The following is a 26400-nucleotide window of genomic DNA, read 5'->3' as shown; positions in this document are numbered from 1 at the left end:
GGTCATAGGCATGCCGGTTGGGGGTCCCCCCGGCTGTGGCTTCCTTCGGAATCGTGGCAGAAAACACCGCGGTTGCGAGAGTTCTTCCGCGGTTGGGTTTTCCCGGTCGCCGCGATCACGGGTCCCGACGCGTCGTGATCACGGGTTCCGGCCACCCCGCCCGGGGCTCCCGGTGGCCGTGCTCGCGGGCCGCCGGAAGCGCCGGTATCGCGGGTCACCAGCGGAAGGTTCGCATGCGCATCGCCTGGCGCATACGGGCCGCGCGGGCGCGGCGGGGCTGGACCCGGTCGCGCAGCGCCTTCGCCTCGTGCAGTTCGCGCAGGAACTGGGCGCGTCGCCGCCTGCGCTCCGCGTCGCTCTCCGGTTGTGGCTGACGCTCGCGTCGTTGCTGGGGGTCGTGCTCGTCCGGCATTGGGTCACACCGCCCGGGTTCGGTTCCTGCCTTCCCACCTTCCCCCCGTTCGGCCGATTGACGCCAGCTCGAACCGCCGACGGATGGGACGCGGTGCCCTTGTGCCCCGGCTACTGTGGACGCCATGCGGATCCATGTCGTCGACCACCCTCTCGTGGCACACAAGCTCACCACGCTGCGCGACAAGCGCACCGACTCCCCGACCTTCCGGCGGCTCGCCGACGAGCTGGTCACCCTGCTCGCCTACGAGGCCACCCGGGACGTGCGCACCGAGCAGGTGGACATCGAGACCCCGGTGACGCCGACGACGGGCGTGAAGCTCTCGTACCCGCGTCCGCTGGTGGTGCCGATCCTGCGGGCCGGACTCGGCATGCTCGACGGCATGGTGCGCCTGCTCCCCACCGCCGAGGTGGGCTTCCTCGGCATGATCCGCAACGAGGAGACCCTGGAGGCCTCCACGTACGCGTCCCGGATGCCCGAGGACCTCTCCGGGCGTCAGGTGTATGTGCTCGACCCGATGCTGGCGACCGGCGGCACGCTCGTCGCGGCGATCCGCGAGCTGATCAAGCGCGGCGCCGACGACGTGACGGCCGTGGTGCTGCTGGCCGCGCCCGAGGGCGTCGAGGTCATGGAGCGCGAGCTCGCGGGCACGCCGGTGACCGTGGTGACCGCCTCGGTCGACGAGCGCCTGAACGAGCACGGCTACATCGTGCCGGGCCTCGGCGACGCCGGTGACCGGATGTACGGGACCGCCGACTAGGACGGCGCCCGGACTCCTACGGGACCGCCGGCTGGGACGGCGACCGGACGTACGGGACCGCCGGCTGGGACGGCGACCGGACGTACGGGACGACGGACCAGGACGGCGCCCGGACTCCTACGAGGCGGCCGGCCAGGACGGATCCCGGACGCCCGAGAGCGCCGACCAGGACGGATCCCGGGGTTCCCGGCGCCCGGTGCGGGGCGCTGTCAGCACTTCCCGGCGGGCGCGGGTGCGGGCTTGGCCAGGGCGGCCAGGGCCGTGTCCGCGTCCTTCGGCGTGTTCAGCGCGGCGAACGTCGTCCCGATGATCAGGTCGACGTCCTGCGTCTCGCGCGTGTCGGTCTTCTGCGCCGCGCCCTTGAGCTGTGTACCGAGGACGGAGAAGGGGCCGCGGGTCGCCGTGGGCGCGCCGAGCAGCACCCCGTTGCCGGGGACCTTCTTGTCGTACTCCTCGGGCGCGTTGCCGACCTTGCCGATCGCGAAGCCGCGCTTCTTCAGCTCGTCGGCGACCGACTTGGCGAGACCGCCGCGCGGGGTCGCGTTGTAGACGTTGACGGTGATCTGGCCGGGCTTCGGCAGGGCCTTGGCGGCGGCGACAGCGGGGGCCGACGCGGCGGGCGCGGGGCAGCCCTTCTTGTGCGCGGCGGCCTTGGCCTTGCCGCCGCCCCCGAAGACGTCGATGAGCTGGACTGTTCCCCAGCCGATCAGGCCGAGGGCCACGATGGCGCCGACGAGCGCGAGGACCAGCCGGCCGCGCTTTCGGGGACGCCGCATCCGTGGGTACGCGTCACCCTTGATGCGGTACTTTCCGCCCATGCCGGGGGGAGTGAGCATGCTCATAGGCGCAGGGTAGTGCCGACCCGTGGCGATGCCTACTAAATGATCAACGGTTGGCGCCCGTATGCGCCCGTATGCGCCGCAAAGGGTCCGAAAGGCTCACCCGGCTGGCGGGCTCAGTCCATTTCGAGTACGCGTGCGTGCAGAACCTGGCGCTGCTGGAGCGCCGCCCGCACCGCCCGGTGCAGCCCGTCCTCCAGGTAGAGGTCGCCCTGCCACTTCACGACGTGCGCGAAGAGGTCGCCGTAGAACGTGGAGTCCTCGGCGAGGAGGGTCTCCAGGTCGAGCTGGCCCTTGGTCGTCACGAGCTGATCGAGCCGGACCGGGCGCGGCGCGACATCCGCCCACTGCCGGGTGCTTTCCCGGCCGTGGTCCGGGTACGGCCGCCCGCTTCCGATGCGCTTGAAGATCACACGGAAAGCCTACCGGGCGAGCGGCTCCGGGCGCAGCCATGGAGGGCGAGTGCAATCCTGGGCAAAACGCCGGAAACCAGACGCAGGGGGCTCGTCATGACCGACAGCGACCGGACGGCGCCCGTGCCCCCGCCCATCGGCGACGAGCGGCCGGACGAAACCGGAGCGCGGGATACCGCCCCAGCGCCCGCCCCGGAATCCGCGCCCCCCGACTCGAACGCCGCGCCCCCCGCGGCCCCGGACGCGCCCGCGCCACCGCCCGGTCCTCCGGCTGTGCCCACCGCCCCGAAGCCCGGACCTACGCCCGCGCCGACCACCCGGCCGGCCGGCACGTCCGCCGCCCCGCTGCCGCCGGAAGCCACGGAGATCGCCGCCGGGTACGGCTTCACGGGCCCCGCGCTCGAACTGGGCGCGCTCCTCTGGGACGGGGCGTGTCTGCCGGACGCGCCCGTCCGCATCCCCCTCGCCACCCTCAACCGGCACGGCCTGGTTGCGGGGGCCACCGGCACCGGCAAGACCAAGACGCTCCAGCTCATCGCCGAGCAGCTCTCCGCCAACGGCGTGCCGGTGTTCCTCGCCGACGTGAAGGGCGACGTGTCGGGCATCTCGGCGCCCGGCACGCCGAACGACAAGGTGACCGAGCGGTCCGCGCAGGTCGGCCAGGACTGGGAGGCGGCGGGCTTCCCCTGCGAGTTCTACGGGCTCGGCGGCATCGGCCCCGGCATCCCGCTGCGCGCCACGGTCACGAGCTTCGGCCCCGTACTCCTGTCGAAGGTGCTGCAGCTCAACCAGACGCAGGAGCAGTCGCTCGGCCTGATCTTCCACTACGCCGACTCCAAGGGACTCGAGCTGTACGACCTGAAGGACCTGAGGGCGGTCGTCGGGTTCCTGGTGTCGGACGTCGGCAAGACGGAGCTGAAGGGGATCGGCGGGCTGTCCACCGCGACCGCCGGGGTGATCCTGCGGGCTCTGACGGCGTTCGAGCAGCAGGGGGCCGCGTCGTTCTTCGGCGAGCCGGAGTTCGACACGAGCGAGCTGCTGCGACTGGCGCCGGACGGCAGCGGCAGGGGCCTGGTGTCGGTCCTCGAACTCCCCGCGGTCCAGGACAAACCCCAGCTCTTCTCCACCTTCCTGATGTGGCTGCTGGCCGATCTCTTCCAGAAACTCCCCGAGGTCGGCGACGTGGACCGGCCCAAGCTGGTGTTCTTCTTCGACGAAGCGCACCTCCTCTTCACCGGGGCGTCGAAGGCGTTCCTGGAGTCGATCACGCAGACGGTGCGGCTGATCCGCTCCAAGGGCGTGGGCATCTTCTTCGTGACCCAGACCCCGAAGGACGTGCCCGGCGACGTCCTGGCCCAGCTCGGCAACCGCGTACAGCACGCGCTGCGCGCCTTCACCCCGGACGACGCGAAGGCGCTGAAGGCGACGGTACGGACCTTCCCGAAGTCGCCGTACGACCTGGAGGAGCTGCTGACCGGGCTCGGCACGGGAGAGGCCGTCATCACCGTCCTGAGCGAGCGGGGCGCGCCGACGCCGGTCGCGGCGACGCGGCTGCGGGCGCCGCAGTCCCTGATGGGCCCGGTCGACGCGGCCGCGCTCGACGGGGCCGTCAAGTCCTCTTCCCTGTACGGGCGTTACGCGGAGCCGGTGGATCGCGAGTCGGCGTTCGAGAAGCTGTCGGCGGCGGAGCGGGCGAGGGAGGCAGCGGCGGTGACGTCCGCCCTCAACCCGCCGTCCCCCACAGGGGGCCGCCCCGCCCGCACCGCCCGCACCGCCCGCACCGAGAAGCAGGACGAGTCGCTGGCGGAGCAGGTGGTGGGGAGCGGCATCTTCCGCTCGCTGGCGCGGTCCGTGGGGACGCAGCTGGGGAGGGAGATCTCGCGGTCGATCTTTGGGACGCGGAGGAGGTAGGGGGGGCTGGGGAGGGGTGCGATCCGGTCCGCTTTCGGGTGCGGGCCGGCGGGGGCCGCAGGGGCCGTTCGCGCAGTTCCCCGCGCCCCTGAAACCCGCTTTCGTCCGCGGGCTGTGGACGGCTGGCCGCAGTTCCCCGCGCCCCTGGAACCCGCTTTCGTCCGCGGGCTGTGGACGGCTGGCCGCGCAGTTCCCCGCGCCCCTGGAACCCGCTTTCGTCCGCGGGCTGTGGACGGCTGGCCGCGCAGTTCCCCGCGCCCCTGGCGGGGCTCGGTAGAGGCATCCTCAGCCCGTCATGGGGGTCCCCCCTGGCCCTTAAGGCCTTGGGGGAGATTGAGGACGAGCGCCCTTAAGGCGCGATACGGGGTCTGGGGCGGAGCCCCAGGGGGCCGCACCTTCAGAGTTGCCGCACGGGCGGGTGGGTGGGAAAACGCGCGAACGGGGTCCGGGGCGCAGCCCCAGGGAGCTGGGCCCGATCCCGGCGGGGTCGGCACCCTCGGCTCCGTTCACTTGCCCCGCTTGGCCGCAGCCTTCGCCTCCTGCTTGGCCACCCGCACCTTCGTCAACGACTCCGGCCCCGTAATGTCCGCGACCGAGCGAAAACACCCCGCCTCCCCATACGCCCCGGCCGCCTCGCGCCACCCCCGGGGCCGGACACCGAGCTGCTTCCCGAGGAGCGCGAGGAAGATCTTCGCCTTCTGCTCCCCGAACCCGGGCAGCGCCTGGAGCCGGCCCAGCAGCTCCGCCCCGGACCCCGCGCCCTCCCACACCCCGGCCGCGTCGCCCCCGTACTCCTCGACGAGGAACTGGCACAGCTGCTGGATCCGCTTCGCCATCGACCCCGGGTAGCGGTGCACGGCCGGCTTCTCCTTGAGGAGTTCGGCGAACGCCTCCGGGTCGTACGCCGCGATCGCCCCCGCGTCGAGATCGTCCACCCGCATGCGCCGAGCGATCGTGTACGGGCCGGAGAACGCCCACTCCATGGGGACCTGCTGGTCGAGCAGCATGCCGACGAGCGCGGCCAGCGGGCTGCGGCTGAGCAGCGCGTCGGCCTCGGGCTGCTGGGCGAGCCGAAGGGTTGTGGTCATGCCTAGATGATCGTGGGCCACCGGCCCCATCGCACCCCGACACCGGCCCCGCCGCACCCCGACACCGGCCCCGCCGCACCCCGACACCGGCCCCGCCGCACCCCGACACCGGCCCCGCCGCACCCGGGCCACGGCCGCCGCCCGCACCCCCGGCACCACCCCCGCCGCCCCCCGGGCACCCCCTCCGGCTACCCGACCCGCACGTCCCCGGGGCCCTTTTCGAAGGGACTCACGCTTTCGTATGACAGGCCTACGGATCCCGAATGGGCCCGTCCTGTACGGGTAGTTCGGGGCGGACCGTCAACACGTGTGCACCAGGAGGGGCGACCGCAGTGAGCCAGCCTTTTGTCCTGCCGGATTTCTATCTGCCGTATCCGGCCCGGCTCAACCCCCACCTGGAGTCCGCGCGGACACACTCCCGTACCTGGGCCCGGCAGATGGGCATGCTGGAGGGCTCCGGGATCTGGGAGCTGAAGGACCTCGACGCGCACGACTACGCCCTGCTCTGCTCGTACACCCACCCGGACTGCGACGCGGAGCAGCTCGCGCTGGTGACCGACTGGTACGTGTGGGTCTTCTTCTTCGACGACCACTTCCTCGAAATGTTCAAGCGGACCCTGGACCGCAAGGGCGGCAAGGCCTACCTCGACCGGCTGCCCGCGTTCATGCCGATGGACCTCGCCGACGGGTTCCCCGAGGCCACCAACCCGGTCGAGGCCGGCCTCGCCGACCTGTGGGCGCGGACCGTGCCGTCGATGACGGCCGAGTGGCGCGAGCGCTTCGCCGTCAGCACCCGCAACCTGCTCAACGAGTCGCTGTGGGAGCTCGCCAACATCAACGCGGGGCGGATCGCCAACCCCGTCGAGTACATCGAGATGCGCCGAAAGGTGGGCGGTGCGCCGTGGTCGGCGGGGCTCATCGAGTACGCCGCCAATGCCGAACTCCCCGCGTCCGTCGCCGGATCGCGTCCGCTGCGCGTCCTCACCGACGCCTTCTCCGACGGTGTGCACCTGCGCAACGACCTCTTCTCCTACCAGCGCGAGGTGGAGGACGAGGGCGAACTCAGCAATGGCGTCCTGGTACTTGAGACCTTCCTCGGCTGCACGACCCAGGAGGCGGCCGAGGCCGTCAACGACCTGCTCACCTCACGGATCCAGCAGTTCGAGAACACCGCCCTCACCGAAGTGCCCGGCCTGTGCCAGGAGAAGGGCCTCACGCCGGACCAGAGCGCGGCCGTCGCGGCGTACGTCAAGGGCCTCCAGGACTGGCAGTCCGGCGGCCACGAGTGGCACATGCGCTCAAGCCGCTACATGAACGCGGACGCCGCGCCCGGCCCCTCCCTCTTCGAGGGGGTGCTCGGTACCTCGGCGCTGGACATCACCACGCTGTTCGGGCGCCCGGCGCGGGCCCGCGAGCGCAGCTTCACCCACGTACCCATGGCCAAGGTCGGCCCGTCGCTGCTGCCCGACTTCGATGTGCCCTACCCGCTGACGCTCAGCCCCCATGTGGACCGCGCACGTGTGTCGTCCGTCGCCTGGGCGGACCGGATGGGGCTGCTCGACGACATCTGGGACGCGGAGAAGATGGCGGCCTACGACTTCGCGCTCTGCTCGGCCGGACTGGACCCGGATGCGACGCCGGACGAGCTCGACCTCAGCGCCCAGTGGCTGACCTGGGGCACGTACGGCGACGACTACTACCCGCTGGCGTACGGGCGTTCGCGCAATCTGGCCGGGGCGCGCGCGGCCAACGAACGGCTCTCCGCGTGCATGCCGGTCGACCGGCCGGAGACCGGCGCCCTGGCGGCCCGGACCCCTCTGGAGCGCGGCCTGGCCGATCTGTGGGCACGCACCGCCGGCCCGATGTCCCCCGAGGGCCGCGCCGCCTTCCGCCGGACGGTCGACGTCATGCTGGACAGCTGGCTCTGGGAGCTCCACAACCAGGCGCAGCACCGCATCCCCGACCCGGTCGACTACATCGAGATGCGCCGCTTCACCTTCGGCTCCGACCTCACGATGAGCCTGGCCCGCCTGCGCCGGGCGGGCCAGCTGCCACCCGAGATCTACGCGAGCGGCCCCATCCGCAATCTGGAGAACGCGGCCGCCGACTACTGCTGCCTGCTCAACGACGTGTTCTCCTACCAGAAGGAGATCGAGTACGAGGGCGAGCTGCACAACGGCGTCCTGGTCGTGCAGAACTTCTTCGACTGCGACTACCCGACGGGACTGCGCATCGTCGACGACCTGATGCGGTCGCGGCTGCGCCAGTTCCAGCACGTCATCGACAACGAACTCCCCGTGCTGTACGAGGACTTCGAGCTCGACGCAGCGGGCCGGGCGGTGCTCGACACCTATGTGGCCGAACTCCAGGACTGGATCGCGGGCATCTTGAACTGGCACTCCTCGGTGCGCCGCTACAAGGCCGGGGACCTACCGGGGGTCCTGCCGTACGGCGGCGGGCTCCCGAGCGAGCCGCTCCCGAGCGGGCCACACCCCCACGAGCCGGCCGCGGGCGGGCCGCACCCCGATCGGCCGGCCGTGGGCGAGAAACTCCCCGGCAGCTCCGTCCCCGTCGGCTCCGGCGTCCCCGGCAGCTCCGTCCCCGGCAGCTCCGTCCCCGTCGACTCCGCCCCCGGCGTCTCCGTCCCTGTCGGGTCGCTCCCCGTCGGGCCGCTTCCCGACGGGTCCCCTCACGGCGGGTCCGGGGCGGCCCCGTGGTGGATGCGGCCCACGGGGGCGGGCACGTCCGCGGACCGGGTACGGCTGCCGGCGGCCCTGGGCGAGACCCTGGAAGGGGCCGTGGGAGAGGCCGTGAAGGGCGCCGTGAAGGAGGCGGCGGCAACGGCGGCGGCAACGGCGGCGGCAACGGCGGCGGCAACGGCGGCGGCCGCGGCAATGGCGGCCCCGAACCCGCCGACCGAGCGTGCGCTCACCCTTCCCGCTCCCAGGGTGGCGGGGGACCACGCCTCGTGATCCTCTGATGTGTGCGGGGGCCACACCCGGCACGAGGAGGCGCGCATGGGACACGACCACGGCGCGCCCTCCGCCGCCTCCGGTGCCTCCGCCGCCACCAGCTCCGCCGCATCCGGCACGCTCAGCGGCACCTACCGCAAGCGGCTCCTGTGGACCATCGGCATCAGCGCGTCGATCACCCTCATCCAGGTGGTCGGCGCGCTGCTTTCGGGGAGTCTCGCGCTGCTCGCCGATGCCGCGCACAGCCTCACCGACGCGGTGGGCGTCTCCCTCGCACTCGGCGCGATCACACTCGCCCAGCGCGCCCCGACCCCGCGCCGCACCTTCGGTTTCTACCGGGTGGAGATCTTCTCGGCGGTCCTGAACGCCCTGCTGCTCGCCGCGATCTTCGTCTGGGTGCTGTGGTCGGCGGTCCGCAGGTTCAGCGAGCCCGTCGAGGTCAAGGGCGGCCTGATGTTCGTGGTCGCGGTGGGCGGGCTCGTCGCGAACCTGGTGGGCCTGTGGCTCCTGAAGGACGCCAAGGACAAGAGCCTCAACCTGCGCGGCGCCTATCTGGAGGTCCTGGGCGACGCCCTCGGCTCGGTCGCCGTGATCGTCGGCGGCCTCGTCATCCTGTTCACCGGCTGGCAGGCCGCGGACCCGATCGCCTCCATCGTGATCGGGCTGCTGATCGTGCCGAGAACGTACGGGCTGCTGCGCGACGCCCTGCACGTCCTGATGGAGGCGACCCCGCAGGACATGGACCTCGCCGAGGTACGCCGCCACCTCCTCGCCGAGCCGGGTGTGGTCGACGTACATGATCTGCACGGCTGGACGGTGACGTCGGGAATGCCTGTGCTCACCGCACATGTGGTGGTGCGGGAGGCCGTGCTGGACGGCGGGTACGGGGCGCTGCTCACCCGGCTCCAGGCTTGCGTGGGGGACCACTTCGACGTCGCCCACTCCACGATCCAGCTGGAACCCGAAGGCCACAGCGAGGCCGCGGCCTCCCTCCACCGCTGACCCGCTGACCCTCTGCCCCCTGACCCTCTGCCCCCCTGCCCCCCTGACCCCCTGACCCCCTGACCCTCTGACCCTCTGACCCGCGCTGCCGCGAGGCCCGCTGTCACAGATCGCGACGCTGTCCCGTCCCTTGACCATGAACGCCAACACAGCGGAGACGAACAACGTGAACGAAAGCGACAGCTCCGGCACGGCCGCGCTGGACATCGCCGTGGCCGGCGGAACCGGCACCCTCGGCCGCCACGTCGTCGAGGAGCTCCGGGCCCGCGGCCACCGGGTGCGGGTGCTGAGCCGCGGGTCGGACCGGTACCCGGTCGATCTGTCCACGGGCGCCGGCCTGGCCGAGGCGCTCGCGGGCTGCGACGTGGTGGTCGACGCGGCCAACTCGACCTCCCCACGCACCATGCGCGCCACGCTCGTGGACGGTACGCGGCGCCTCCTGGACGCGGAGCGCGCGGCGGGCGTGGGCCACCACGTATGTGTGTCGATCGTGGGCTGCGACCGCGTCCCGATGCCGTACTACAAGGTCAAGACGGACCAGGAGGCTCTGGTGGCGGCGGGCCGGGTGCCGTGGACGATCGTGCGGGCCACCCAGTTCCACGAGCTGGCCGCGAGCCTGTTCACCGCGACGGCCCGCGTCCGCTTCCTGCCCGCCTCGACGAGCGTGCCGGTCCAGCCCGTCGCCGCCGCCGAGGCCGCCCGCGCCGTCGCGGACGCGGCCGGTGCCGCACCCCGCAACGGCCGCATCGAGGTGGCGGGCCCGGACCGCACCGATCTGCGGGCCCTGGCCGCGACCTGGCGCACCACCACGGCACGCAGGGCCGTCCTCCTGCCCGTCCCGATCCCGGGCCGCCTCGGCCGGGCGCTGCGCGCCGGCCACCTCACGGACGCCTCCCCCGACGTACGGGGGACCATCGGGTTCGCGCAGTGGCTGGAGGCGCGCAGGCGCACGGAGTGACCCGGTCCAGTGCGCCCAACACCCTTGACACATAGGCGGGTTGGGTCACCACGTACACCGGGGTCGCCCCGTCCCGGCACTCCACCACCTGCGATCCCGGCGCGGGGCGGGGGCCGGGGTCGGTCCAGTAGGGCAGCCGGACCCGTACGGCCGTGAGCGTGCGGGGCACGGGGCGCCGGGCGATGCGGCCGGCCGGGTCGGGGGTGGCGGCGAGCAGCCCGGGGCCCGCCACCAGATATCCGAACCCCTCGTGGCTGTACGGGACTTCGCCGAGCACGCGCCCCGGGAAGCACTCGTCGGCGCGCGGGGCCAGGGGCGCCACCCGGATCGTGTCGGGGATGCGCCTGCGGTGTCGTCGCGTCAGCCAGGCCGCACCGGCGAGGACCGGCGCGGCGCCGGCCGCCATGAGCAGCAGCGCGGTCGGTACGCCGCCGGTGACCCAGGGCGTGGTGAAGGCGAAGCAGGAGATCAGCAGCACGGAGGCCAGCGGCACGGCGAGCCGCAGGGGCTCGTGCGCGGGCGGCTCCGCGGTCCGTCGCCGGGCCCGGCCGTACGCGGTGCGCAGACAGGCCCCGCCGACCGAGAGCAGGACGAGCGCCGCGGCGAACGGCAGCCGGTAGCCGCCCCGCGGATCCGCCGCGGTGTACTGGCGCAGGCCCTGGTAGTCGACGTATCTGATCTCCCCGCGCCAGTACGTGAGATGGAGCACCGAGCCGGGACGTACGGCGGCGAACACCGGGACGCGGCCGTCCATCCTGAGGCGCGGCGGCACCGCGACGGCCCGCCCGGCCGCGCCGGGGCGGTCCGCGCGGCCGGGGTTCAGCGGCCCGGTCTTGAGGCGGCCCGGCAGCGCTTCGGGCACTTCCCGCGCGTGGCCGAGCCCCAGCCAGTAGTCCGTCGAGCGGTGCTTGTGATCGGCCGCTACGGAGGTCACCGCGGCCGTGACGGCATGTCTGCACTCCGCCGAGGCCCGGACGGCCGGACAGTCGGCGGCCGCGGTGAACGCCCGTTCCGCGTCGAGCGCGCCGGGCACGGTGGCGAGCAGCAGCCAGCCTGCGGCGAGCAGCAGCGCGACGCCGAGCGCCGTGAGGGCGAGCGCTGTGCCGAACGCCGCGGAGGCGGAACCGGGGGAGGCGGAACCGGGGGAGGCGGAACCGGGGGAGGCGGAAAGGGAGGCGGGCCGGGCGGACGGGTCGCGGGGGGTGGCCGGGGCTGCCTTCATCGCTCGCCACTCGGGGCCGCGCACCGCTCGACGGGGCATGACGGGATCCTCATCCGGTCATTCTGGGCGCTGGACGGATCAAGTGCCGTACGGCACACGGTGGTTCAGACCAATGAGGCACGAGGGCTTGACCTGCGGAACCGTCACGGGGGTGGCCGTTCCGCACATGTCGACCCCGTCGGCAGCGGGGCGGCAATTCACCCATAGGTGTCATGGGGACGGGACATGAGCCAGTGGCATGTGCGCATGGGCACTGCGTGCCACCGGCCGGCCCGCGCGAAGGGCAACCGGCTCCGTCGGCACCCTGATGTTCGAGGACGCCCGGTGCAAGAATTCGGTCCACCCGAGCCGGACGGCACGGGCACGGGTCCACGGTTCCGGATCCACATGTGCCGGAACCACCGGCACATGCACACACCATGTGCGTTCCCCACATGCACACCACAGTGGTGCTCCCCCGACTGCGTACGAGTGGCCGCGAGCGGGCATATGCCTATCCGGCGCTCCCGAGTGAAGGTGATGGGGCCATGTCCGCGGACATGAAGGTGCTACTGGTCGACGACCACGAGGACAACCTGTTCGCCATGGAGAGCATCCTCGCGCCGCTCGGCTACCCGCTGGAGCTCGCGACCAGCGGGGACGGCGCGCTCAAGGCCGCCCTGCACGGCGGGATAGCGGTGGCGGTCCTCGATGTGGTGATGCCGGGCGTCAGCGGGCTCGACGTGGCCCGCTATCTGGGCCGCCTGACGCAGACCCAGCTGATCCCCGTCGTCCTGGTGACCGGAATGGGCCACGACGCCGCGACCGCCGACGAGGCGCTGCGCCTGGGCGTCGCCGACTACCTGATCAAGCCGCTCGACCCGTGGGCCCTGCGCATCAAGGTCCAGTACCTGTACCGCGCGAGCGCCCTGCTGGCCCTCGCCCCGCCCCGCCGGCGCGGCCCGCGCACCCACCCGGCCGACCCCGACCAACTCGCTGCCCAACTCCGGTCCGGGCAGCGCCAGTCGCGCCCTTCGGACACGGCGGCGCGGGTGTCCCGGTGGCCCGACAACCCCGAGAGCCGCCCCTCTGATCGGATGCGACCGACTCCGCCCGACCCGGCCCGACTCAGCCCGGCGCCGGGGCCGCCGGGCGACGACCGGGCATGATGGTGAACGCACCATGAGCGTCGCCGCCTCGAACCCTGGGGGTGCCGCTGTGCTCCGGCGCCAGGAAGCGGTCGACCGGTCCGCGTGCCGTTGTGGCACTTCGGAAAGGATCGTGGGGGTTTCCTCATGCGCGCCGGCACATCCGGGTTCGGCCTGTGGGACCGAGCGGTGGAGGCGGCCACCGTGCTCGATCTGTACGGAGAGATCGACATCGAGGCCCGGACGGCCCTCGGACCCACCGTCGAGAAGCTCATCGACCGGGAAGCGCCGCAGGTCGTGGTCGACCTGCGCCCCGTCACCTTCCTCGATCCGGGCGGCCTGCGGCTGTTGTCCGCCGTCCAGGACGGCGTAACCGCGCGGGGCGGCACCCTGCGCGTGGTCCGCGGAGCGCCCGGCGTGATGCGGCTGTTCCACTTCGCCGGCCTCGAATTCGCCTTCGTCCTCCGGGACCGCCTCCCGCCCGGCCTCTCGGACGCCGACCACGCCCCGGGCCCGGCACCTCCGGGCGCGGCACCCCCGGGCCCCGTGCGACCCCACCTGACCTTGACCTTCCGGGAGCCGTGAGTCCGGGTCCTCTGCAGCGTTGCCCGAACGGTGCCGTCGGCTAGTGATCCGTGACGTGTGGCCAGTTCGGGCTGGCAGGCTGTACGTCGATGACACCGGGGTAGCGATCCGCGAGGTACTGCTGCTCCATCTCCTCGCCAGTCGCGCGGTCGCGAACCACTTTGACGCCCGCCATTTTCATCTTCTTCAGGGTGCCGATGGTCTCCCCTGCAATGAGCGCATTGAAGGCCTTGATTGCTTGTGCCGACTGTTGGACGCTGTCCCTGCTGATGACGCCCTTGTTCACGTTGAGCATGGTGTTCGTGTAGACGGCCCGGGGATCCTTGCCGACATACTCGCGACTCGCATCACCGATGCCCCCGAAGAAGAGGTCGGCGACGTGCTCGGGCCACTTCTCCAGGATGATCTGGTGGCTGATGAGCAGTCCCGTGCCGCTCGCATGGCACTGGCGACCCTTCACGAGCATGTAGTTGATCCGGGATTCCGGAATGGGCCAGGTGGCCATGAGTGCAGGAATCTCGTCAGCCGTGAGTTTGCCCGTGGACCAACGGGTCCAGTGCAGCCCCTCGGCTCGGTTACGCAGGATCTTCAAGGCCGCGCCGTAGTAGTTGGCGCTGTTCTGCGCCATGCCGGACGCCTTGGCGACGTGATCGCCCGAAGTCCGCACACGGCCCCCGTCGATGGCGGCGAAGGCGTCCGGCTCGAGGTCATAAGTGACCTGTGCGGTCACGGAGATTCCTGTGTCGATGATTGCCTGGGCTCGATGCTGTCCGTCAATAAGGCAACCGTGCAGGTCCAGCGCGAACCCTTGGTGGGTGGTCCGGAACTGTCCGCTCTGCAGGATCTCCCGGAACTTCTCGACGTTGTAGCCACGCAGAGGCACGCGGTTGCAGACCCTGTTCTGCATCCATTTGGTGCAGATGTCAGGCGTGATTGTCATCGTCTCGGTGCGCATGGACGGAATCCCCCCGGGTCCCAAAGGAGCGTCAGCCGACCGAAGCCGAGCTGCCCTGTCGTGGAGCATCACAGACGAGGGTTAACCGTGAGGCCAACTGATCGAAATGCGGCAATGATTGACCGAGAATGGCTCTTTTTCTCCATCCTTGCTCCCACATCGGGCACGTACGTGGGTTCGAAGCCGAGCAGCGCGCCATGGCGCTTCCCGTACTGACACTGCGCCATGCGCAGCGGCCGTACAGGAGCTGCTCGAGCCGGCGTTCAAGACCTTGGCGGAGGCACGAACGAAGGAGCACCATGCGATGAGCTTGGACCGGCGGGATCCCTTCACCACTCGTGCGGGCTTCGTTGGGCAGGCAGGAGTCGCCCGCCCAACTGTCACCACCTGGGTGAAGCGGCAGGGACAGGAGACGGCCCACTACAGGGAAGGGGCTCGTGATCGAGCGGATGGGCTCGCATGCGGATCGTGGGTAAAGGTCGCCTCAATGCACACGTTGAGGGGCTTGCTCCGGCTTCGCCGATGTGTCGCTGAGGCATCCGCCGTCCGGGAGCTGAAGCACGCCGGAGGCTGACGCTCGGCACGAGCGACCCCGCCCGCCCCGGAAACCCGGACCGGTCGCAGGGTTGGGTCAGACCGCCTTGACCACGATCGCGTCCGGGACGAGTTTCTCCAGGTCGTCGACGTCCGAGAAGAAGACCGTGACCTGCCCTTTCTGCCGGCGAGCGATGACGGCGGGTACGGCGTCGATCGCGTACTCGTGTCCATGCAGTTTGGCGTCCGCCAGGAGGCGGCGAGCCTGGCGGGCCTCGTCCTTGCCGACATCGGCGACTTGGAGCCGGGAGAGCACCCGGTCCCAGCGCTGCTCGGTGGTTCTGCCTTCGTACGCCTCGACCAACGCCATGGGAGAAGTCACCACCTCGGCCTCACCTTGAGCTGCCAGGTCGAGCCAGGCGATCATCTTCCGGTCGCCGCGCACGGTCGGAGACAGGGCTTCGCAGTCGAGTACGAAGACACGCAGCGGCCGCTGCCTCTGTTCACTGGGGCGCTTCTTCACGCCGCTTCTCCGGCATCGCGTCCACCGGCCGTGCGGCGATTGTGCTCGCCGTCGAGATCGTCCAGTTCCGCGAGGGCTGCCGCTCGCTCGTTCTTGGTGACCGGCCCGTGTTCCTCCTGGAGCCAGTCGACCAGCTCCAGCAGCCGGTCCCGATCGCGCTTGAGTCGTAGTGCTTCAGCCACATAGGCCGGTTCTGGTCGGGACGCGCAGCGAGGGCGTATAGCCGGTCCCGGAGCGTCAGGTCGTCGCGGATGGCTCCCTTGAACCTCCGCCGGTGGATCTCGGGCACCTGGGCGAGCATGGCGGTGCGCATCGCCTCGAAAGCCGCAGGGGGAAGCGGCTTCTCGTCGATGCGGAGGCCGCCGGTGCAGCACCTCGGCCGCTCCCTCTGCCGTCAGGAGGCTGGCCTCCACATAGCGGGCCGGTGCTAGAGCGCATGGCGCCCCGCCTTGGCGCGAGGCGGCCGCCGGACACTGGTGGGGACTCGCTGTCCGCTGTTTCAAGCCGGAGCCAGATCATGCCGACGGCTCGATGGGTCGCAAGTGAGATCAGGTCCTGCACCAGGGCGGCCGCCTCCCGTGCCCGCCCGGAACGGGGTGGCCGGGACCACGCGCTCGAACGCCGTCTCGCGCATGTGACCGACGGTGCCGCCTCTGCTCCGGTCGAAGAACGGGAGCGTGTGCTGGTGCTCCAGGCGGAACGCGGTCCCGTCCACTAGGACCGATCGCGTCTGCACCGGCTGCACGCCGCTCGGCTCGGCGACGCCCTGGATGGCGTCCCAGTTCCGGCTCCCCTAGTGGAAGACGGTGAGGCCGGGAGGCACAGACATGATGCGGTCCTCGAACGCACCGATCAGCGAAAGCGCGAGGCCATCGTCCGGTGAGTAGCGGAGGACACGGGGTAGCGGCTGGCCAGGGTCGTCGGGCAGCCACCAGAGGCCTGACCACTCGCCCGCCTCGTCAAGGTGCAACAGGCCGGTCGCCAAGGTAACCCTCCCCGACATCGCTTTGGGGTTCGCAAGGCCCACAGTTGGGCGGCTCCGCAGTACGACGCTGCCATGAGAGTTCGGGTTGGGGCGTGCGGACGACAGGCTCGCACGGGCCCCTGCGTGGCCGAGGCGGTTGGGGCAGACCTCGGTCCACGACGGCCCATCCGGCGAACTGGGACCACGTAACGTCGAAGGGCCCCACCGCAAGCGGTGGGGCCCTTCGACGTATTGCCCGGTGAGAGCAATGGCGGAGGATACGAGATTCGAACTCGTGAGGGGTTGCCCCCAACACGCTTTCCAAATGTTCGTCTGGGGATCCGGGGGTGGTCGCGGGCGTCCTGACCTGCGTCGCAGGCGTTAGACCACGGGCTTGCGAACGGTCCTGAACGTGGACGAATGAGACCGAAAATGAGACCAGCGATCAGAGGGGTCGGCTGGGTGGATTGGCGGGCAGATCCTGCTGGCATCTAGCTTCCCGGCTGGCGGGGAGCTGCGTTTGCCGACCCTCATGCAGAACCCCCTAGGGCTTCGAGGTCATGCGTGGGATCCGTGAGCTCCACATGACCGACCACAGCAATCTGGACGGCCATCGACCACTGCCAGACCGGCGCACCGCAAAGGCGCCCGCCTCGGGGACTGCAACGGCTCTGGTACGCGGTTTGGACCGCTCTCCCTCACCCGCCGGCAGTCCTGGTCGCATCGTCTGACGCAATGTCCAACCTCGCCGCCTCACGCTCGGCAAGGCCACGACGATCGGGTCTACCGGGTGACGAAGCGGGATCGGCAGGCGCGGCAGGCATGGGCGGCACCCCGCCCGTAGCGGTGCATCGGCTGGCCGCATCCAGGGCATGCGCCGATTTCCCAGACGCGGCATCCATATTGCTCTGCTCTCTCTTGGCGTTCCGCATCGCTAATGGACCGTCCGGGTGCTTGGCGGGGGATACGCGGTGGCAACTGGGTGAAGGTTCTCAGGCCGCGGTCGTCGCCTCGCTCACGGATGGGACGGGGATCGTTGCGTACAGAGCTCTCCTCGCCGAAACGGCACTTGGCGTCCAACTCCTCCTCGTGGAAAGTCAGTTCGCTGTCGGGCGGGTCTTCCTCGCAGAGTGGGGTTGGTTCGTGTCCGACGATGCTGAGCCAGCGTTCGTGGTCCTGGGCGGGCACCCACATGCGAGATGCCTGCCGAGGATCCGACGGCATAGGGACTTGGAGGGGGACGAAGGAGCCGTCGGCGCTGGCTACGACGAGTTCGTCGACCTCAGTGTGGCGCTTCGCGGGCAGACACAGCGCAGGAACCTCAAAGATGGTGTGGAAGTCACCGCAGCCGAACATACTTGCTGTTTTCGCCGGGCATTGGCGCTCGGCACCCGCTGTGCACTTCCATTCCTGAAGGTAGCGGACACCGCCACGGATTAGCATCCGCGCGCGTGATGCGATGTCCTGCCAGGGCACATCATCCACCCTCGCCCAGGGAGCCCTGTTAATCAAAGCCGCTCGGTCGCTGTCGGTGACCCATAGGGGGGTGATGCCTGCCTCCACGGCAATCTGTGAGCGTCTGCGGACGGTGGGCGCGGTGATCGGAGAGTACTGGGCTTCCCAGCCGACGGTTCGGCCCGGACCGGAAACCCGTACGTCACTACGGATTTTCCGTCTGCTGCCCTGTGCTGTCATTTCTGCGTCGGCTGTCAGACAGCTATGGCGCTCGGCGGCTCGGACGATTCGTTCTTTGAGGGCCTGGTGCCGCAGGCTCTCTGGCGGCGTAGGCGCACTCCGCGCCGGTAGATGGGCTGCAATGAGCAGTAGTTCGGTCCCTCGTCGGCACCGCCGGACGGTCATCCACGGTGACCGTCCCTCGCGCTCGGCTTTGCATACTCCGTGCTCGTGGTGGTCGAGGCATTGCAGGCGTTCGCGCTCTCGGTCCTGGAGGGGGCGAGTGATGTCCTCCAGAAGCTTTTCTGGTGTGAGGTCGGCTGGCAAGCAGCCCTGGTACTCGTTCAGTCCGAGGTCGGAGCGAGTCAGGTTGATGGCGATGCCGTATTCGGCGTGCCAGATTCCATTGGCCATGGCGCGGGACCGTAGGTGCGGTCACTGACAATTCCGGATTCACGGGGTGACTTGTGCCATGACCTTATGGATTGCGGTTGACGGCCGTGGGCGGCGGTCTGCTCGGTCGGCGCCTGGGGCGTGGTCGTCTGGTCGTCAAGTCATTGTGTACGGCAGCAAGTGTGTGGAACGGGATCCTGGAGTTGACGTGAGCGGCTGAAGCGATTGCCTGGAGAGTTGACGTTTGCTGTGGACAGTAGCCTCCGGTCATACGATGCGAGTAGCGGGACTGGACGAGCCTTGGAACAGCTCGGCTCCGGTCCGGCAGACTGGTTCACCTCACTTTGGAAAAGCTGTTCCGCCGCGTCGTCGACTGACAGGTGCCACTGGCGGCGGGTTGGGCGCTTAGCCCCAAGCAGCAGAGCACGGCGCGTGAGTAGAACGGCCGGCCCGTTAACTCTTAGCGACGGCCCTTCTGGAGCTTGGTCGCAGTCCGTACGCTGGCCCCAATGCTCCGATCAGCGAGGGGATCTCGACATGGGTGAGAGCTTGATGCTGGGAGACCGGCTCCGGGTGGCACGTAAGACGCGAGGGCTGTCCGCCGCGCAGCTTGCCCAGCGGGTCGCGGTGTCGCCCAGCCTGATTCAGAAGCTGGAGTCCGGAGCCCGGAAAGCGACGCCGAGCCTCATATTGGCTCTGGCTCGGGCGCTGCATTTCGGACCGGAGGTGCTGACCGGCCAGCCGTACTACGGGGAGCCGGAGGCGGAAGATGGGGTCCACGCCGTCATTCCGGAGCTGCGGCGGATCTTGCTGTGCTTCGACACCCCGGACGAACTGGAGACGCGCCCGCGAGCTCTGCCGGTGCTGGCCTCCGAGGTGGACCAGATCGCGGCTCTACGGCGCGATGCCCGGTACGTGCCGATGGGGCCGCTGCTGCCCTCGGTGATCACCGAACTGACCCATGTGGCGCTCGGATCGCGCGATGAGGAACAGCGGAAGGCGTTCTGGCACCTGGCCCGTGCCTACCGGGCCGTGAACAGCCTGGCCCACAAGATGGGCCACCACGACCTGGGCAACACCGCGCTGGAGAGGATCCGATGGGCCGCTGACCGTACCGGCGATCCCCTCATGCAGGTAACCGCCGGTTTTCTGGTGGCGGGGTCGATGCTCCGCCAGGGTGCGACCGAGTCGGCTCGCCGCAAGCTCAAGGGGCTGCGCGGGGAGCTCGAACGGCTTCAGCCGGAGCAGTCCTACACCGATGACGCGTTGGCGGTCGACGGGGCGCTGCTGCTGAAGCTCGCCGTGGTGGAGTCCCGGGAAAACAACCCCGAGGGAGCCGAGGAGCTGCTGAGAGAAGCGGAGCAGATCGCGGGTATGGCGGGCAACCGCGACAGCCTCGCCTACGAGATGAACTTCGGACCGACCAACATCAAGATCCACACCGTGCATGCGCTGATCGACACCGGGGACAGCGAGCAGGCTCTCGCCCGGCTCGACGAGTGGGGCCAGGCGGGAGCCGAGTGGACGCCGCCCGCCTCGACGGTCGGCGAGCGATCCAGCCACCACTACATCGATGTCGCCTCGGCACGCTTGGTGGAGGGCGACCGCGGGCGTGCGTTCGCAGAGCTGAAGCGGGCGAGGAAGATCGCCCCGAACCACACCCGATTCCACCCCTCGGTACGGGAAACACTCGGCTCGCTCTTGAGGATGGACCCGCACCCCTCTGCCGAGCTGTCGGCGTTCGGCACCTGGGCCGGCGTGGCCTAGCACAACACGCTTATTCATAAAGGGAGTTGGCGTGAATTGGGTGCGGACAGTTTGTCCGCGCGCACCCGCCCTCCGAGTGGAATGGTCCTCTCACACCCAGTTGTGAGGGGGCCATTCCCATGTCGGACGCAATCCCGACCGCACGGTTACCGAGGTGGATGCCGACCGGTAGCGAGCCGGAGCTGTGTCCCGCCGGTACCTGGTGGGATGCAATCCGTGTGCCTGAACAGGTCGGACGCAGGGCCGTGGCAATCGTCGAGGAGCAGGGCCTGCCGACAGGGCCCGTCATCCTCGACGACGGCGGTCGCGAGCCGAGGATGTACTTCCTGGCGCCGGTCGGTAGTGCGGCGCGTTGGGAGGAACCGGGAACGGTCGCACTGGGGCTGACCTGTCACGTCGTGGTTCCGCAAGCGGCCCGCACCACAGCTCCCGGCCTGCATTGGTACCGGCTGCCCAGCAGGCCCACTGCCCTGATCGTGCCGGATGGACTGCACCACGCACTGATCAAGGCGCGTAGGGAGCGCGAGGGCCCCCTCTAGAACTTGCTTCGCGGCTCCGGTGCCTCGGCGGCCCCGAAGGCCGGCACCACCGTGCCCGACACCGCGGAGCAGCTAGCCCCGCCCCGCTCACACTCCCCGAGCGGGGCGGCACCCGCCCGACCCCGGCGGACACAAGGGGTTGTTCCAGCACATCCATCACCAGAGAGGATCAGCCATGCCTCAAGCCAGGCGAGAGAAGAAGGATCACCTCATCTACGCAGACGTCGTGGACTCCAAGTCCAAGGCGGGCGTGTGGATGGGGGAGCGCGCTTCCTTCCAGGAGAAGCAGGGCCGCATCATCGAGGCGCTCAAGGAACAGACCGACTGGATCGAGCTGAAGGACGCGGTCCTGGTCATCAGCACGGACCCGGCCGGCATCACGGTCATCGCGCCGAACCCGACGCTGCCCGGTGTGATCGTCCTCGCCGACGGCGGCTCCCCGGCCACGTCCGCGAAGCTCCAGGCCGCTGCCACGGAGAAGGTCCGCGCGGTCATGGGCGAGCTCGGCATCGCCGAAGAGGAAGCGGCGGCCTAACCACCATGGCCGTCCCCCGGATGCTGTGGGGGAAGTACTTCCAGTACGAGCGGGATGGGGAAGCGGTTCTCCTCGACCCGGTCAGCCTGGACAGTGTGTTCATCGACTCCGGCGAGGTCCACGACCTCGCCGGAGTCCCCCCGACCGCGACTCACGAAGCCCTCGCTGGGCTCGGCTTCACTCCCGACGACTCGTCGGTCGATCGGCGTGAAGCACTCAACCATCGCCTTCACCACCTCGGACTCGACGCCGCCCCTCGCCGTATCAGCGGCCTGCGCGTAGTCCTGACCGATCGCTGCAACATGGCCTGCACGTACTGCTTCGTCGACACGAACTCCGGTAAGCCGGATATGACGAAGGAGGAGCTGACGGAAGGGCTGGAGTTCCTGTTCGAACAGAACGCCGGGCAGGACGAGGTCTCCATCCAATGGTTCGGTGGCGAGCCGACCATCCGCTTCGACCTCATGCGCTACGGCGATCAGCTCGCCGACACCCTCGCCGATCGCTACGACGTCCGCAGGGTGCGGCGCACAGTCGTCACCAATGGCGCCCGTCTGACAGACGAGGCACTCGACCACCTCGTCGCCTACGAGTACGGGGTCGGCATCTCCATCGACGGACCGCCGGGAATCAATTCGGCTAATCGCCTGCTGCTCGGCGGTCAGCCCGCAGACGACCGGATACGCCGCAACGTAGCCCGGTACATCGACGCGAACGGCCTGCACGTGGGCTGCAACCTCACCCCGACGGCCGCGAACATCGGACGCCTCGCCGAAACCGTCCGGTGGATCATCGACGACCTCGGCTTGAAGTTCATCTACGTCAACACGCCCATCCCGACCGCCGGCCGCTGGCGAGTCGACGGCGCCGACCTGGCCCGCGAGCTGTACGCGGCGCGCGCCGCCGCTCTGGGGCGGGGCGGGATGCTGTTCTCCGTCCTCGACCGCGCTTTCCAGGCACTCGACACCCGCCGGCCGATGCTGTTCGACCACATGCAGGGCGACCGCAGCCTGAACGCCGCCCTGCTGCCCGGCAACCGGGTCAGCCTGTGCGACATCAACTTCACCGAGCCGTCGTTCCTGCACACCCTCGACGAGCTGCGGGCCGAGCCCAGTCTGCTGGCCGGCGTGGCGAAGAAGGTCGCACCGATCCCCGAGTGCGGCGACTGCCCGGCACTCGCGATCTGCGGCGGCCCTTCCCGCAATGAGCAGGCGCTCATCGGCGGCAGCAGGCCAGACCCGGAGATGTGCGCGTTCTACACGAGCACCGTGGAGATCGCGGTGTGGGACAACACGGGGGTGCAATGACCACCCAAGTCCGTACCGCAATGATCTCCACGGCTGGGCACTGCAAGGTGGCCTGCGGGTTCTGCTTCCGCGCCGACCGTGCCCATGGCTTCCTCGACACCGCGACCTACACCCGCACCCTGTCGCGGCTGAAGGAGGCAGGCGTGGAAGGCGTGTGCCTGAGCGGTGGCGAACCAACGCACCATCCCCAACTCCGCCAACTGGTACGCCTGTCGCGCCAGTTCGGCATGGCGGTATCGATCGTGACCTCCGCCCGAACCGTGGCCGAGGTCATCACCCTCTCCAAGGTCGCTCACCTGCTGACCAATGTGACGGTCTCCGCCGACTCGCAGGGCGCGATGCTGTTGGGTCGCACCACCCGCACCGCCGCGTCCGGCCTCGACGCCTTGCGCGCCATCAGCACCGAAACGAGGATCCTGCACGTCACCTGCTGGGACATGCGCGATGAGGAGTGCCGAGACTTGGCTGACCTCGTTTCCAAAGCAGGGGTGGAGGTCCAGTTCAGTCCTGTCGTTCTCGACGAGCGCGCCCTACGTCGGGCCGGCAACTCGGTTCAGGACTACCTGGTGCAGCAGAGGCTCGATGCCGACGTCCTGGGACGCTACTTCCATCTGTCCGCCCGGTACCGGGCCTACCTCGACGAGCTGCGGGACCTGCAATTCCGAGGGGACGGGGGCGGGGGCGAGCGGCGGTCATGCCGTTCAGCGACCGCGTATGTCTCTGCGGAAGGCGACATCCGGCGCTGCCCCTACGGCCAGGCATCGACCAGCGCCCATGCTCCCCGGGCTGTGATCGCGCAGTTTCTGACCTCGCCGGCGCAGGACCGCGTGTCGCCTGACTGTGCCGCTATTTGCCGCCCCGCCAGCACGTGCGCCGACGACAGTGCGTCCTGCGCTGTGGCGTAGGGCCGCCTCGATGCAAACCGACTCCACGGACCGCTCTATGACTCTTACGACGCCCGACGACTTCGGCCTCCGGTGGAGGCAGCCGCCGAACTTCCCACTGGAGGTGCCCTTCGACTACATGTTCCAGCCAGCCATCGACGTCCTCGACCACGTGCGCCGGGACGAGGAGGTCCGGTTCACGATCCTCGGGGACGACGACTGGCAGGTGCGTATGGACCGCACGGCCGGCTTTCGCACCGCGCCGATCGAGGAGATCGTCACCTGGCCGTTCCGGCTGGTGCACTTCAACCTCAGCCGCTTCTACGACGACCTCCTGAACGGTTTCCAGGAGGAGGTCATGATCCCCTGGCGCGCCCATCTGTCCGGCCAGGGGTTCACCTGGCAGCGGCTGGCGCCCATCCTGTTCCTGTCGACCAAGGGCGCCGCCTCGACCTACCACAACGACAACTCACACGGTCTGGTCTGGCAGGTCCACGGCACAAAGACCTTCCACAGCTACCTCGACCCGGACCAGCACCTGTCGGCCGAGGCAGCGGTACTCGGTGAAACAACCGGCGAGGACCCGCCTACACATGATCCGGCCGGCCGCCAGTCCGTCACCATGCACCCCGGCGACCAGCTCTGGAGCCATGCTCTGACGCCCCACTGGGTCACTACCGAGTCGGCACTCGCCATGAGCGTGACGCTCTCCCATGGCGGCCTGTGCCGCCAAGGCCATTTCGCCGAACGGGAGTTGGCGCTACGGACCTACTGGGACAAGTACCCGGATGAGGCTTGGACGCATGACCTGCGCAATGTCCGCTACTGAGACCGCGTCCCACGGCACGAGGCGCTTGCCCGTGCCGTGGGACGCCACCCATTGTCGGCTACGGCGTGAGCCGGTTCGGTCCGCGGAAGAGGAACGTGGCCTCACGGATCGAGTCAAGGCCGAGCATCACCATCAGCACCCGACCGAGGCCCATGCCGAGCCCGCCATGCGGCGGACAGCCAAATCGGAAGGCGTTCAGGTAGTCCTGGAGCGGTTCGGTGCTCATGCCCTTTTCGGCGGCCTGCTTGAGCAGGATGTCGTAGCGGTGCTCGCGCTGGGCGCCGGTGGTGACCTCCAGCCCCTTCCACAGCAGGTCGAAGCTCAGCGTCACGTCCGGGTCGTCGGCCGGGCGCATGTGGTAGAAGGGCCGGATGCCGACCGGGTAGTGCGTGATGAACACGAACTCGTGCCCGGTGGCCTGCTTGATGTGCGCCGAGATGCTCCGCTCGCCCTCCGGGTCCAAGTCCACCTTGGACCCCTCGGGGTCCCAGCCGCCCTTGCGCAGGATCTCGTGCGCCTCGGCCATGGTGATCCGAGGGAACGGCGTGGTGGGGACGGCCACTTCGACTCCGAAGTGCTCCGCGATCGCCTCACCGTGTGCTTCGGCGACCTTGCCGATGGCGTGGGCGAGCATCTGCTCCTCGAAGGCCATGACGTCCTCGACGCCGTCAATCCAGGCCAGCTCGACGTCGACACCGGTGAACTCGGTGGCGTGGCGGGAAGTGAACGACGGCTCGGCGCGGAAGACAGGACCGATCTCGAAGACTTTCTCGATCCCGGCCGAGATCGCCATCTGCTTGTAGAACTGCGGCGACTGCGCCAGATAGGCGGAGCGGTCGAAGTAGCCGAGCTTGAAGACTTCCGCGCCGGACTCGGAGGCGGTGCCCATGAGCTTGGGCGTGTGCATTTCGGTGGCGCCTTGCGCGTAGGCGTACTCGCGCATCCCCTGTTCCAGGGTGGTCTGCACGGCGAACAGCAGCTGGCTGGCGGGCCGGCGCCGTACATCCAGGAAGCGCCAGTCGAGGCGCTGCTCCAAGCCGGTGTGTTCGTCGATCGGCAATGGCGTCGCGGCCCGGTTCAGGACCTCCACCCGTTCGGGGACGATCTCCAGACCGCCGAGCTTTACCTGGGCGGCGTCGACGACACGTCCGGTGATCCGTACGGCGGATTCGGGGGTGAGTGCTTCGAGCTGGGCTTCCAGCGGCCCGTCGTCGCGCTTGTGGGTCACCTGCGCCATACCGGTGCTGTCCCGGACGACGATGAACTGCATCTTGCGTTGCAGGCGGAGCGTGTTTACCCACCCGCAGACGGAAACGGTACGGCCGACGTGTTCTCGCAGGTCGGAGACGTGTACGCGGCTTTGGATCATTGCGGTCCTCCGAAGGACATCGTCATGATCCCTTGGGAGTGCGGGCGAGAAGGGAACTCGCGGTACCACCGCACTTTCGCCGCCACGAGGTGGCGGCCTCATTCGGGCCCGGTGACGGGGGCCGGCCGGCGGGGCATTGGACCACGGCGTGGTCGTTCCTCCCCGCGCTCGGGAGGGTCTTCACCTGGGGGCGCAAGGCCGCCTTCCCAGCTACCGGCGGCTCTCTCTGCTCGCGTGAACCCTGGCTACTCGTCTCCGTCAGCGCGTTGCTCAGCAGGATACGGACCCACCTGGCACCGCCGCAATCAAGAACGCGCCGTTGATCGAGAGGATCTGTTGTGACCGTATCTGTGCGACGGGCGGTGGCCGCGGACGCCGGGGAGCTGGCCCGTCTTCGTCATCTTTCGCTGACCTGCCCGGTGACGCCCTGGACCAAGCCGCGGGCAGTGCCGACCGGGCCTTGGGTCAAGGAGTGCGAGGAGGCCATCGCTTCTCTGCTTCGCGACCCGAACAAGGCTGCCGCGTTCGTGGTCGATGCCGGAGCTGGCCGCATGGCGGCCTGTGCGATGGGTCTGCTGCTGCCCCGGCTCCCTGGCCCCGACAGCGGCAAGCCGTTCAACGGCGACATCAGCACCGTTGCCACCGATCCGGAATTCCGCAGGCGGGGCTATGCGCGAGCCACGGTAACGGCGCTCATGGACTGGATGGCGGCCTGCGGCTGCAAACGCCTCAGCCTCGCCTCCAGCCCGGAGGGCGAGCCGCTGTACACATCGCTCGGGTTCAGTCGCGACGCCCCGCGGATGTCCTGGCGGGTCCGTTGAGAGCGCGAAGCGGCCAC

Annotated in this window: 25 protein-coding genes; 14 read left to right on the top strand and 11 right to left on the bottom strand. The window is 69.7% G+C overall.

All coding sequences use genetic code 11. The features are described from left to right. Positions 1–214: 214 nt before the first annotated feature. Positions 215–412 carry a hypothetical protein gene (locus OG432_RS16055; RefSeq protein WP_328311617.1) on the bottom strand — a complete coding sequence of 66 codons (198 nt, stop codon included), beginning with the start codon at positions 410–412 and terminating at the stop codon, positions 215–217. Between the two features lie 124 nt (positions 413–536). On the opposite strand from OG432_RS16055, the gene upp reads away from it, so the two are divergent. Beyond that, positions 537–1172, top strand: a complete 636-nt coding sequence (gene upp / locus OG432_RS16050) for a uracil phosphoribosyltransferase (RefSeq protein ID WP_267058439.1) — start codon at positions 537–539, stop codon at positions 1170–1172. 209 nt (positions 1173–1381) lie between these two features. Here the strand turns inward: upp and OG432_RS16045 are convergent, their stop codons facing one another. Further along, positions 1382–2014, bottom strand: coding sequence for a LytR C-terminal domain-containing protein (locus OG432_RS16045; RefSeq protein ID WP_328311616.1), 633 nt, complete (start codon positions 2012–2014; stop codon positions 1382–1384). Positions 2015–2127: 113 nt separating this feature from the next. Beyond that, positions 2128–2424 (bottom strand): type II toxin-antitoxin system VapB family antitoxin, encoded by a 297-nt coding sequence (locus OG432_RS16040; RefSeq protein ID WP_053725882.1) that lies wholly within the window; start codon positions 2422–2424, stop codon positions 2128–2130. A gap of 345 nt (positions 2425–2769) precedes the next feature. Here OG432_RS16040 and OG432_RS16035 point away from each other — a divergent pair, with 345 nt between their 5' ends. Beyond that, on the top strand, positions 2770–4335 hold the full coding sequence (locus OG432_RS16035) for a helicase HerA-like domain-containing protein (RefSeq protein WP_328315124.1): 1566 nt from the start codon (positions 2770–2772) through the stop codon (positions 4333–4335). A 506-nt stretch (positions 4336–4841) separates the two neighbouring features. On the opposite strand, the gene OG432_RS16030 is transcribed toward OG432_RS16035, so the two are convergent. Then, complete coding sequence (locus OG432_RS16030; RefSeq protein ID WP_328311615.1) at positions 4842–5423, bottom strand: HhH-GPD-type base excision DNA repair protein; 582 nt, start codon at positions 5421–5423, stop codon at positions 4842–4844. 332 nt (positions 5424–5755) lie between these two features. On the opposite strand from OG432_RS16030, the gene OG432_RS16025 reads away from it, so the two are divergent. The 3 genes from OG432_RS16025 (at position 5756) to OG432_RS16015 (ending at position 10355) form a co-directional block, all read left to right on the top strand. After that, entirely contained in the window at positions 5756–8395 is a 2640-nt protein-coding gene (locus tag OG432_RS16025; protein ID WP_443058393.1) for a terpene synthase family protein, read from the top strand. Between the two features lie 45 nt (positions 8396–8440). Next, positions 8441–9397, top strand: a complete 957-nt coding sequence (locus tag OG432_RS16020) for a cation diffusion facilitator family transporter (RefSeq protein WP_328311614.1) — start codon at positions 8441–8443, stop codon at positions 9395–9397. Positions 9398–9533: 136 nt separating this feature from the next. Next, positions 9534–10355: an SDR family oxidoreductase gene (locus OG432_RS16015; protein ID WP_328311613.1), complete on the top strand. Its 822-nt coding sequence runs from the start codon at positions 9534–9536 to the stop codon at positions 10353–10355. Here the strand turns inward: OG432_RS16015 and OG432_RS16010 are convergent. Continuing rightward, positions 10279–11616 (bottom strand): hypothetical protein, encoded by a 1338-nt coding sequence (locus OG432_RS16010; protein ID WP_328311612.1) that lies wholly within the window; start codon positions 11614–11616, stop codon positions 10279–10281. The genes OG432_RS16015 and OG432_RS16010 overlap by 77 nt on opposite strands. A gap of 488 nt (positions 11617–12104) precedes the next feature. On the opposite strand from OG432_RS16010, the gene OG432_RS16005 reads away from it, so the two are divergent. Together OG432_RS16005 and OG432_RS16000 are read left to right on the top strand one after the other, a co-directional pair. After that, positions 12105–12725: a response regulator gene (locus OG432_RS16005; RefSeq protein ID WP_328311611.1), complete on the top strand. Its 621-nt coding sequence runs from the start codon at positions 12105–12107 to the stop codon at positions 12723–12725. A gap of 126 nt (positions 12726–12851) precedes the next feature. Then, positions 12852–13289, top strand: coding sequence for an STAS domain-containing protein (locus tag OG432_RS16000; RefSeq protein ID WP_328311610.1), 438 nt, complete (start codon positions 12852–12854; stop codon positions 13287–13289). A 40-nt stretch (positions 13290–13329) separates the two neighbouring features. On the opposite strand, the gene OG432_RS15995 is transcribed toward OG432_RS16000, so the two are convergent. The 5 genes from OG432_RS15995 to OG432_RS15980 all read right to left on the bottom strand — a co-directional run bounded on the left by OG432_RS15995 (position 13330) and on the right by OG432_RS15980 (position 18353). Next, positions 13330–14244, bottom strand: coding sequence for a hypothetical protein (locus tag OG432_RS15995; protein WP_328311609.1), 915 nt, complete (start codon positions 14242–14244; stop codon positions 13330–13332). 631 nt (positions 14245–14875) lie between these two features. Beyond that, positions 14876–15301: a hypothetical protein gene (locus tag OG432_RS15990; RefSeq protein WP_328311608.1), complete on the bottom strand. Its 426-nt coding sequence runs from the start codon at positions 15299–15301 to the stop codon at positions 14876–14878. After that, on the bottom strand, positions 15298–15483 hold the full coding sequence (locus OG432_RS15985) for a hypothetical protein (RefSeq protein ID WP_328311607.1): 186 nt from the start codon (positions 15481–15483) through the stop codon (positions 15298–15300). Before OG432_RS15985 ends, OG432_RS15990 begins: the two co-directional genes overlap by 4 nt. Before the next feature lie 611 nt (positions 15484–16094). Continuing rightward, entirely contained in the window at positions 16095–16304 is a 210-nt protein-coding gene (locus OG432_RS34925; RefSeq protein ID WP_443058575.1) for a hypothetical protein, read from the bottom strand. Between the two features lie 744 nt (positions 16305–17048). After that, positions 17049–18353: a competence protein CoiA family protein gene (locus tag OG432_RS15980; protein WP_328311606.1), complete on the bottom strand. Its 1305-nt coding sequence runs from the start codon at positions 18351–18353 to the stop codon at positions 17049–17051. A 516-nt stretch (positions 18354–18869) separates the two neighbouring features. On the opposite strand from OG432_RS15980, the gene OG432_RS15975 reads away from it, so the two are divergent. From OG432_RS15975 to OG432_RS15950, 6 genes are all read left to right on the top strand, one after another. Continuing rightward, positions 18870–20099 carry a helix-turn-helix domain-containing protein gene (locus tag OG432_RS15975; protein WP_328311605.1) on the top strand — a complete coding sequence of 410 codons (1230 nt, stop codon included), beginning with the start codon at positions 18870–18872 and terminating at the stop codon, positions 20097–20099. A 218-nt stretch (positions 20100–20317) separates the two neighbouring features. After that, positions 20318–20638 carry a hypothetical protein gene (locus OG432_RS15970; RefSeq protein WP_328311604.1) on the top strand — a complete coding sequence of 107 codons (321 nt, stop codon included), beginning with the start codon at positions 20318–20320 and terminating at the stop codon, positions 20636–20638. A 175-nt stretch (positions 20639–20813) separates the two neighbouring features. Continuing rightward, positions 20814–21173, top strand: a complete 360-nt coding sequence (locus OG432_RS15965) for a hypothetical protein (protein WP_328311603.1) — start codon at positions 20814–20816, stop codon at positions 21171–21173. A gap of 5 nt (positions 21174–21178) precedes the next feature. Then, entirely contained in the window at positions 21179–22480 is a 1302-nt protein-coding gene (locus tag OG432_RS15960) for a radical SAM protein (RefSeq protein ID WP_328311602.1), read from the top strand. After that, positions 22477–23385 (top strand): radical SAM protein, encoded by a 909-nt coding sequence (locus OG432_RS15955; protein WP_328311601.1) that lies wholly within the window; start codon positions 22477–22479, stop codon positions 23383–23385. Before OG432_RS15960 ends, OG432_RS15955 begins: the two co-directional genes overlap by 4 nt. A gap of 37 nt (positions 23386–23422) precedes the next feature. Beyond that, positions 23423–24193: a hypothetical protein gene (locus tag OG432_RS15950; RefSeq protein WP_328311600.1), complete on the top strand. Its 771-nt coding sequence runs from the start codon at positions 23423–23425 to the stop codon at positions 24191–24193. Positions 24194–24251: 58 nt separating this feature from the next. Here OG432_RS15950 and aspS read toward each other — a convergent pair whose 3' ends face one another. Continuing rightward, positions 24252–25562 (bottom strand): aspartate--tRNA(Asn) ligase, encoded by a 1311-nt coding sequence (gene aspS, locus OG432_RS15945; RefSeq protein WP_328311599.1) that lies wholly within the window; start codon positions 25560–25562, stop codon positions 24252–24254. 338 nt (positions 25563–25900) lie between these two features. On the opposite strand from aspS, the gene OG432_RS15940 reads away from it, so the two are divergent. Further along, positions 25901–26383 carry a GNAT family N-acetyltransferase gene (locus OG432_RS15940; RefSeq protein WP_328311598.1) on the top strand — a complete coding sequence of 161 codons (483 nt, stop codon included), beginning with the start codon at positions 25901–25903 and terminating at the stop codon, positions 26381–26383. Positions 26384–26400: the final 17 nt, after the last annotated feature.

The organism is Streptomyces sp. NBC_00442, assembly GCF_036014195.1.
Lineage (GTDB): Bacteria > Actinomycetota > Actinomycetes > Streptomycetales > Streptomycetaceae > Streptomyces.
Note: the sequence above shows the minus strand (reverse complement) of the source record. Positions and strands in the feature narration are given on the sequence as shown.